Origin of the sequence: Qipengyuania sp., from assembly GCF_042095715.1 — a bacterium.
GTDB lineage: Bacteria > Pseudomonadota > Alphaproteobacteria > Sphingomonadales > Sphingomonadaceae > Qipengyuania.
This window is the reverse complement of the sequence record NZ_JBELMO010000098.1, coordinates 1-7382: the sequence shown is the minus strand read 5'-3', so window position 1 is coordinate 7382 and position 7382 is coordinate 1. Positions and strand designations below refer to the sequence as shown.

At 63.5% G+C, this 7382-nt stretch carries 8 protein-coding genes; all 8 read right to left on the bottom strand.

What is annotated here, in order from left to right; all coding sequences use genetic code 11:
* Positions 1 to 814, bottom strand: an 814-nt coding sequence (locus tag ACFDTG_RS15375) for a 3-keto-5-aminohexanoate cleavage protein (RefSeq protein WP_375291843.1), incomplete at its 3' end; no start/stop codon positions are given.
* A gap of 33 nt (positions 815 to 847) precedes the next feature.
* Complete coding sequence (locus ACFDTG_RS15370; protein WP_375249965.1) at positions 848 to 1834, bottom strand: alpha-ketoacid dehydrogenase subunit beta; 987 nt, start codon at positions 1832 to 1834, stop codon at positions 848 to 850.
* A gap of 10 nt (positions 1835 to 1844) precedes the next feature.
* Positions 1845 to 2828: a thiamine pyrophosphate-dependent dehydrogenase E1 component subunit alpha gene (locus ACFDTG_RS15365; RefSeq protein ID WP_375291842.1), complete on the bottom strand. Its 984-nt coding sequence runs from the start codon at positions 2826 to 2828 to the stop codon at positions 1845 to 1847.
* Positions 2828 to 4018 (bottom strand): acyl-CoA dehydrogenase family protein, encoded by a 1191-nt coding sequence (locus ACFDTG_RS15360; RefSeq protein WP_375250215.1) that lies wholly within the window; start codon positions 4016 to 4018, stop codon positions 2828 to 2830. The genes ACFDTG_RS15365 and ACFDTG_RS15360 overlap by 1 nt, the downstream gene beginning before the upstream one ends.
* Positions 4015 to 4896: an HpcH/HpaI aldolase/citrate lyase family protein gene (locus tag ACFDTG_RS15355; protein ID WP_375250216.1), complete on the bottom strand. Its 882-nt coding sequence runs from the start codon at positions 4894 to 4896 to the stop codon at positions 4015 to 4017. Before ACFDTG_RS15355 ends, ACFDTG_RS15360 begins: the two co-directional genes overlap by 4 nt.
* Positions 4893 to 5345 (bottom strand): MaoC family dehydratase, encoded by a 453-nt coding sequence (locus tag ACFDTG_RS15350; protein ID WP_375250217.1) that lies wholly within the window; start codon positions 5343 to 5345, stop codon positions 4893 to 4895. The genes ACFDTG_RS15355 and ACFDTG_RS15350 overlap by 4 nt, the downstream gene beginning before the upstream one ends.
* Positions 5345 to 6544, bottom strand: coding sequence for an acetyl-CoA acetyltransferase (locus ACFDTG_RS15345; RefSeq protein WP_375250218.1), 1200 nt, complete (start codon positions 6542 to 6544; stop codon positions 5345 to 5347). The genes ACFDTG_RS15350 and ACFDTG_RS15345 overlap by 1 nt, the downstream gene beginning before the upstream one ends.
* A gap of 12 nt (positions 6545 to 6556) precedes the next feature.
* The coding region (locus tag ACFDTG_RS15340) for a 3-oxoacyl-[acyl-carrier-protein] synthase III C-terminal domain-containing protein (protein WP_375291841.1) at positions 6557 to 7382 on the bottom strand (826 nt) is incomplete at its 5' end.

Genomic DNA, 7382 nt, shown 5'->3' with positions numbered 1-7382 from the left:
GCTCGGCGTTCGACGTCGCCAATCGACCGGCACCGATCCAGGGATTGTCTTCGAGGCCGACCCGAACATGCCCCCCCATTGCCGCCGCCTGTGCCGCAACCCGCATTTGAGCCTGTCCGGCAGCGAGCACCGACCAGTGATAGTCCGCGCCGAACAGCCGATCGGCGGTCCGCTTCATATGCAGCACCTCCTCCGGGTGCGCCCCGATTCCGCCAAGCAGGCCAAAACAGGTTTGAATGAACAGCGGCGCCTTCACCAACCCCTCGCGCCAGAAATAATGAAGGTTGTGCAGGTGACTGGTATCATAGCATTCAAATTCGTATCGAGCGCCGGTGTCGTTCAACGTTTCAAGCGCGTAGCGGATATCCTTGAAGCTATTACGAAACACCAGGTCGTGACTGGCCTCCAGCATCGCTGGTTCCCATTCGTACCGGAATTCACTGTATCGCTTGAGCATCGGGAACAACCCGAAGTTCATCGACCCCATGTTCAGGCTGGCAACTTCCGGCTTCCATACCGCCGCGGGCCGAACCCGTTCCTCGACAGGCATATAGGGCGATCCACCCGTCGTCAGATTGACGATCACGTCCGAGGATTGCTTGATGACCTTCAGAAAGGGTTCGAACGCCTCTGGCGACTGATCGGGGCGCCCGTCCTGGGGATTGCGAGCATGCAGATGGACGATGGCCGCGCCCGCGTCCGCCGCCTCAAGCGCCGAGCGCGCGATCTCCGCTGGAGTGACCGGCAGGTGTGGCGACATCGATGGCGTGTGGATCGATCCCGTGATGGCGCAACTGATGATGACCTTCGACATGCCTTGCTCCCCGCATTTTGACGATCTTCTGGCTCAGTCGGCGATAAGGTCACGCGCCATCGCCGCGATATCCGCAGGCTGGGGGACGAAAGCTGTTTCCAGCGGCTTCGAGAACGGAACGGGGCAATAGGCCCCGCCCAGGCGCTTCACCGGCCTGCGCAAGCGACCCCACAACTCCTCCTGGATGGTGGCGGCGATTTCAGCGCCGATCCCGAACGCTTTCACCGCTTCGTGGACGACGAGCGCCCGACCGGTCTTGCCGACCGACGCCAGGACGGTTTCGCGATCCCAGGGGGCGATCGTGCGGAGGTCAACCACTTCCGCGGAAATCCCCTCCCCTTCGAGTTCAACTGCTGCCGCAAGGGCATGACCGACCATCAAGGAATGGGCGATGATGGTCAGATCGGTGCCGACCCGCGTGACACGCGCCTTGCCGAGGGGATGCTTCTCGAACGTCACATCGCCGGGGGTCCAGAGACTGGGAATATTCTCGATGAAGAGGACCGGATCTTCGTCCTCGATCGCGCTGCGCAACAAGCCGTAGGCGTCGTCGGGGGTCGACGGAGCAACCACCTTCATCCCCGGCATATGGGCGAACCAGGCCTCGAGATAGTCGGAATGCTGACCACCGGTGGAGAAGCCCGCGCCCGTGGTCGTGCGGACGACGATCGGCACCGCCGTCTGTCCTCCCGACATAAAGCGCAGCTTGGCCGCGTGGTTGTGCAGCATGTCCATGGCGACGGTGGTGAAATTCATCATCATCACCTCCGCCACCGGGCGATAGCCACCGATCGACGCACCGATCGCGGCGCCGACGATCGCCTGCTCCGCGATCGGCGCGGTGCGCACACGCGCCTCGCCGAAGGCCGTCGACAGTCCCTTGGTCGCGCCGAAGACGCCGCCTTCCTCCGGATCAGCCACGTCCTCGCCGATCACCAGCACGCGCGGGTCCGCCGCCATCGCGTCATGCAGCGCGCGATTGATCGCCTCGACGATCGTCATCTTCTGGGGTGCGGTCATCGTCCGGTCCTCACGCAATTTCCTGCGCGAACACGTCGCGCGTCAATTCGGCCAGTTCGGGGAAATCCGCCGCGAACGCGGCGGACACCGCTGCGTCGATTTCGGCACCGATGTCCGCCTCGATCGTCTCCAGCGCCGCAGCGTCAACGAAACCGCCGTCGATCAATTGCCGCCGTAACCTGGGTACGGGATCGGCGGCCTGAGCCGTGGCATATTCGGCTTTATCCATGTATCCGCCCGCGTCACCGATCAGGTGCCCATTGAACCGATAGGTCATCGCCTCAATCAACGTCGGGCCGCCGCCTGCACGGGCGCGATCCACCGCCTCGCGCGCAGCGTGGTACATTTCCTGTGGATCGTTGCCATCAACCGTGACGCCGGGCATCGCATAGCCGGCCGCCCGCAGCGAAAGGCGTTCGACGGCGGTCGAGCGCGCCATGGTCGTATGCTCGGCATAACGATTGTTCTGACATACGAAGACGACGGGAAGCTTGTAGAGCGCCGCCATGTTAAGGCTCTCGTGGAAAGCGCCGATGTTCGCGGCACCATCCCCGAAGTTGGCAATCGACACACGCCCCTTGCCATCAAGCTGCGCCGCCCAGCCGAGGCCGTTGGCGATCGGCATCGATGCGCCGACGATCCCGGTCGTCACCATGCATCCCTTCTCCGGAAAGGTCAGATGCATCGGGCCGCCCTTGCCCTTGCAACTGCCCGTTACGCGTCCGGCAAGCTCCGCCCAGAGCAGGTCGAGCGGGAAGCCCTTCGCCACCATGTCGTGGGTGCCGCGATAGATCGTGCAGATGGTGTCATCGTCATCAAGGCACAGCGATACCGCGGCGGGGATGATCTCCTGCCCTCGTGCGCTGTAGTAGGGCGTTACCAGTCTGCCAGCCATCATCTCCTTGATGACACGCTCATCGTTGAGCCGGATCCGTATCGCCAGCCGGTAGATGGCGAGCAGCTGCGCGCCCGTCAGTGCGAGGTCGTTCTCCATCACCCTCTCCCTTCTTGTCCACGGTACAGGTCCCGCGCGATGATCTGCCGCATCACCTCGTTCGCGCCGCCGGCGATGCGGCTGATCCGCGCATCGACATAGGCTTGGGCGATGGGATATTCGGTCATGTAGCCATAGCCGCCGAAGAACTGCAGACACTGGTCGACGACGCGGCCGTTCAGTTCGGTAACCAATAGTTTGATCTTCGACGCATCGACGGCGGACAGGTGGCCGTCCATGAAACGGCGAATGCCCCAGTCCACGAAAATCCGCGCCTGGCTGACTTCGGCCGCGAGTTGCGCAAGGACGAACTGAGTGTTCTGCATGTCGCCCAGCGGCGCGCCGAACAGACGCCGCTCACCAACATAATCGACCGTCCAACGCAGCGCGGCCTCGCAAGCCGACATGCCCTTGACCCCGACCGACAGACGCTCCTGCGCCAGCTTCGTCATCAGCATCCCGAACCCCTGTCCCTCTTCACCGAGGCGATGGCTGACGGGGGCGCGGCAATCGTTGAAGAACAGTTCGGCGGTATCCTGCGCCTTCAGCCCGATCTTCTCCAGCCGACGGCCGCGTTCGAACCCCGGCTGATCGGCGTCGACCACGATCAGGCTGACGCCGCGCGCTCCCGCCGCGGGATCGGTCTTACAGGCGAGAACGATCAGGTCGCATTGGCCGCCATTGGAGATATAGGTTTTCTGGCCGTCGATCCGGTATTCATCGCCATCGCGCACTGCGCGCGTCCGCAACGCCTTCAGATCGCTGCCAGCCCCCGGCTCGGTCATGCCGACGGAACCGATCACCTCGCCCGCCACCATGCGGGGCAACCAGGCGTGCTTAAGCTCCTCAGTACCCCAGGCGAGAATGTAGGGGGCGACCATTTCGGAATGGACCATGAACCCCGGGCCGGTCACGTTGGCGCGCGTGATTTCCTCGATCACCACCACCGAATAGAGCCAGTCGGCACCGATGCCGCCATATTCCTCTGGCACCGTCGGGCACAATATGCCGAGTTCCGCCGCCTTGCGCCAAGCCTCGCGCGGAACGATGCCGTCCTTCTCCCATTGATGGTGATGCGGTTGCAGTTCGCTTTCCACGAAACGGCGGACGACAGCACGAAACTGGTCATGTTCGTCGCTGAAGATGTCACGGTCGACGAGGCTACCGCTCTCATGTGCCACGTTCATCATGGTCGCACCTGTGCCAGCGTTCGCCGCGCCGCCTTCAAATGGGGGATGTCGTACATCTTGCCCTCGATCCCGATGGTGCCCACCGCCGGTGCCGCGTCGAAGGCGGCAACGATCCGCCGCGCGACCGCGATCTCTTCGTCGGAAGGCGAGAAGCTCTCGTTGATCGCTGCCACCTGCGACGGATGGATGGCGATACGACCCGAAAAGCCTTCCGCGCGCGCGGCACGACACGAAGCGCGCAAACCCGCGTCGTCGCGGAAATCGACGTACAATGTTTCGATCGCCGGAATATTGGCAGCATGCGCCGCCATCAGCATCAGCGACCGTACCATCTGGTAGGTGAAGGCCCAGCGCCCGTCGGGGCCGAGGTTGGTACTCGCGCCCATCGCCGCCGCCAGGTCTTCCGCTCCCCAGGTCAGACCAGCAAGTCGTGGCAGGACAGTGGTGCCGAAATCACCCAGCCGGAACGGCGCCAATGGCGTTTCGGTCGCGACCGGAAGGATGCGGATCGCCCCCGGATCGATCCGGCCGCTCCGCTCGAAATCGTCAAGCAGGTGCGATAATTGCGCGACATCATCAGGCCCGTCGATCTTCGGCTGCATGATCCCGTCGGGCACGCCCCCGACGATCGCCGCTAGGTCGAGTGCCGCATCAGGTGTCGAAAGCGGGTTGATGCGCACCCACAGTTGCACGGCGCGGGTGTCAGGTGGACGTGCCGCCAGAAATTCCGCGACATGTTGCCGCGCAAGCGGCTTGTTCGTCGGCGCGACCGCATCCTCCAGATCGAGGATTACCGCATCGGCGCCGCAGCCATCGATCCTGGCGAGCTTCTTCGGGTCGTCACCCGGAACGAACAGAAACGAACGGAGCCCTGTCATGACGGCCGCTTCCGCTGCAATCCCGTGCGGCGGCACGAGGCGACCAGAACATCATCCTGATTATAGGCACGATGAATGAAGGTCACGATCCCCGCTTCCGGGCGTGACCGGGACTCGCGCAATTCCGCCACCTCCGTTTCCACCCGCAGGGTATCGCCGATGAAGACCGGCGCTGGAAAGCGCACCTCGTCCCATCCAAGGTTGGCGACCGCCGTGCCGAGCGTCGTGTCCCCGACCGACACGCCCACCATCAGGCCGAGCGTGAAGGTGGAATTGACCAGGATGCGGCCATATTCGCCCTCACGCATATAATGGGCATCGAGATGGAGTTGCGCCGGATTGTGCGTGAGCGTCGAGAACAACAGGTTATCGGTTTCGGTCACCGTACGACGGATCGCATGACGGAAGGCCTGGCCGACCGTCAGATCCTCGAACCACAGCCCCGCCATCAGTCCATCCGCCCGAGGATCGAAATGGCGGCCACGCCCTGATAGGGCACGCCTCCGAGATTGTGGGTGAGCCCGATCGAGGGCCCCGACAACTGCCGCTCGCCGGCCCGGCCGAGCAACTGGTTATAGACCTCATAGGCCATGCGGAGGCCGGAGGCGCCAATCGGATGACCGAAGCATTTGAGACCGCCGTCGATCTGGCATGGGATCGCGCCATCCCGGTCATAGCGCCCGTCCAGAATGTCGAACACCGCCCGCCCCTCGTCGGAAAAGCCGAGATCCTCCATCGTCACCATCTCGGTAATCGAGAAACAGTCATGCACCTCCGACAGAGAAATCTGGCCCTTCGGATCGCTGATCCCGGCTTCGCGATAGGCTTTCGCTGCCGCTATCCGGGTATTGGCGACATAGCTGCCATCCCAGTCGTTGGTCTGCGTTTCACGTCCGGAACTGGCCGAAAGCTGCAACGCCTTGATCGTGACGAGATCGGTCTTGCCGAGCGCGCGAGCGATTTCGGGCGTGGTAACGATTGCGCAGGCGGCACCGTCCGATACCCCTGAACAATCGAACAGACCTAGCGGGTCGGAGATCATTGGCGCGTTCATGATCGTCTCCATCGAGACGGGCTTGCGGAAATGCGCCTTCGGACTGTGCTGGCCATTGATATGGCTCTTCCACGAAACATGGCTGATGGCCCGCTTCAGATCCTCTTTCGAGGTTCCGTATTTGGCGCGGTAATAGGGTGCGAGCTGCGCGAATCCCGCCGGTGCCGATCCCATGGGCATCCACAGGTCGTTGAATGTTCCCTTGAATGGTGGTGGCAACCCGCCGAAGCCGGTGTCCTTGAGCTTTTCAGAGCCGATCGCGAGTGCGATGTCGACCGCGCCGGATGCCACCGCATAAGCGGCACCGCGCAGCGCCTCCGTCCCGGTCGCGCACATATTCTCGACGCGGCTGACCGGGATCCCTTCCAGCCGCAGCGCCATGGCGGCAGGGATCGCGCTATTGCCGACATTGACTCCGTCACCCCAACATCCGAACCACGCGGCCTCGATCGTTTCACGCTCGATCCCGGAGTCGGCCAACGCCTCTTCGAAGGCTTCTCGCATCAGATCCGGCGATCCGACGTCCCAACGCTCGCCAAATCTGGAGCACCCCATGCCCAGGATGGCGACCTTGTCCTTGATGCCCGTTGCCATGGCTCGATCCTCTCAGGCCGCGCGAAGCGGCGTCGCCTTCCAGAAATAGCGATTGTACCCGCGCTGCCGGTCTTGCTCCTTGATACGGAACACCATCCGCAGCGGCGTGCCCGTGTCGATGCCGCCTTCACCGACGTCGACGAACTCCATCAGCACCCGCGCGCCATTGTCGAAGGTGACGAAACCAACGCGAAGCGGCGGTGCGGGGTGATAGGAAAGCCAGTCGGCCGTCTCGGTCTGGACCTGCGCGGGCACGTCTCGCAGCGGCACCGGCGCCAGCCGCTCCGCCGGCGCGTTGCAGCGCACGCAATATTGCAATTGCGGGAACTGGACGGTGCCGCAGTTGCCGCACTCACCCGCGACGAACGCCTCCATTTGGCCGGCGGAACGATATTGCTCGCTCAGCGAGGTTTTGGAGCTCTTCTCCGCGCGCATCCCCCATTCCATGTCGATCCCGCCCTGAAAGGACAGAAGCCGCAGGTAGCTGTCCGTCGGAACCCCGTCTGCGAGCGATCCGGCAATGCCGCGCGCGGGTCGCGCCGCGACAATCGCATCGGTCGCCTGAAGGACGAGCGCATCGACCCCCTGACCGAAGCCCAGGAGCAAGATCCGCTCGTCGGGTCCGGCGCGTTCCAGAACGGCCGCCAACATCAGCAGCGGATGCGCCGCGCCGCTATAGCCGATCCCATCTTCCAGTCCGCTGGCGATGCTGCCGGTGAACCCCAGCCGCTTTGCAACCGCTTCCGCCGCTCCCTTGAGATAGGAAGGCATGATGAAGTGCTGAATGTCGCCGATCCCCAATCCAGCATCGGCGAGAGCAGCCTGCGCCGCTTCGGGT

What these genes read in the sequence shown, in the direction of transcription:
- ACFDTG_RS15370 (WP_375249965.1), bottom strand. Translation starts at nt 1,834, where the DNA reads ATGACCGCACCCCAGAAGATGACGATCGTCGAGGCGATCAATCGCGCG.
- ACFDTG_RS15365 (WP_375291842.1), bottom strand. Translation starts at nt 2,828, where the DNA reads ATGGAGAACGACCTCGCACTGACGGGCGCGCAGCTGCTCGCCATCTAC.
- ACFDTG_RS15360 (WP_375250215.1), bottom strand. Translation starts at nt 4,018, where the DNA reads ATGATGAACGTGGCACATGAGAGCGGTAGCCTCGTCGACCGTGACATC.
- ACFDTG_RS15355 (WP_375250216.1), bottom strand. Translation starts at nt 4,896, where the DNA reads ATGACAGGGCTCCGTTCGTTTCTGTTCGTTCCGGGTGACGACCCGAAG.
- ACFDTG_RS15350 (WP_375250217.1), bottom strand. Translation starts at nt 5,345, where the DNA reads ATGGCGGGGCTGTGGTTCGAGGATCTGACGGTCGGCCAGGCCTTCCGT.
- ACFDTG_RS15345 (WP_375250218.1), bottom strand. Translation starts at nt 6,544, where the DNA reads ATGGCAACGGGCATCAAGGACAAGGTCGCCATCCTGGGCATGGGGTGC.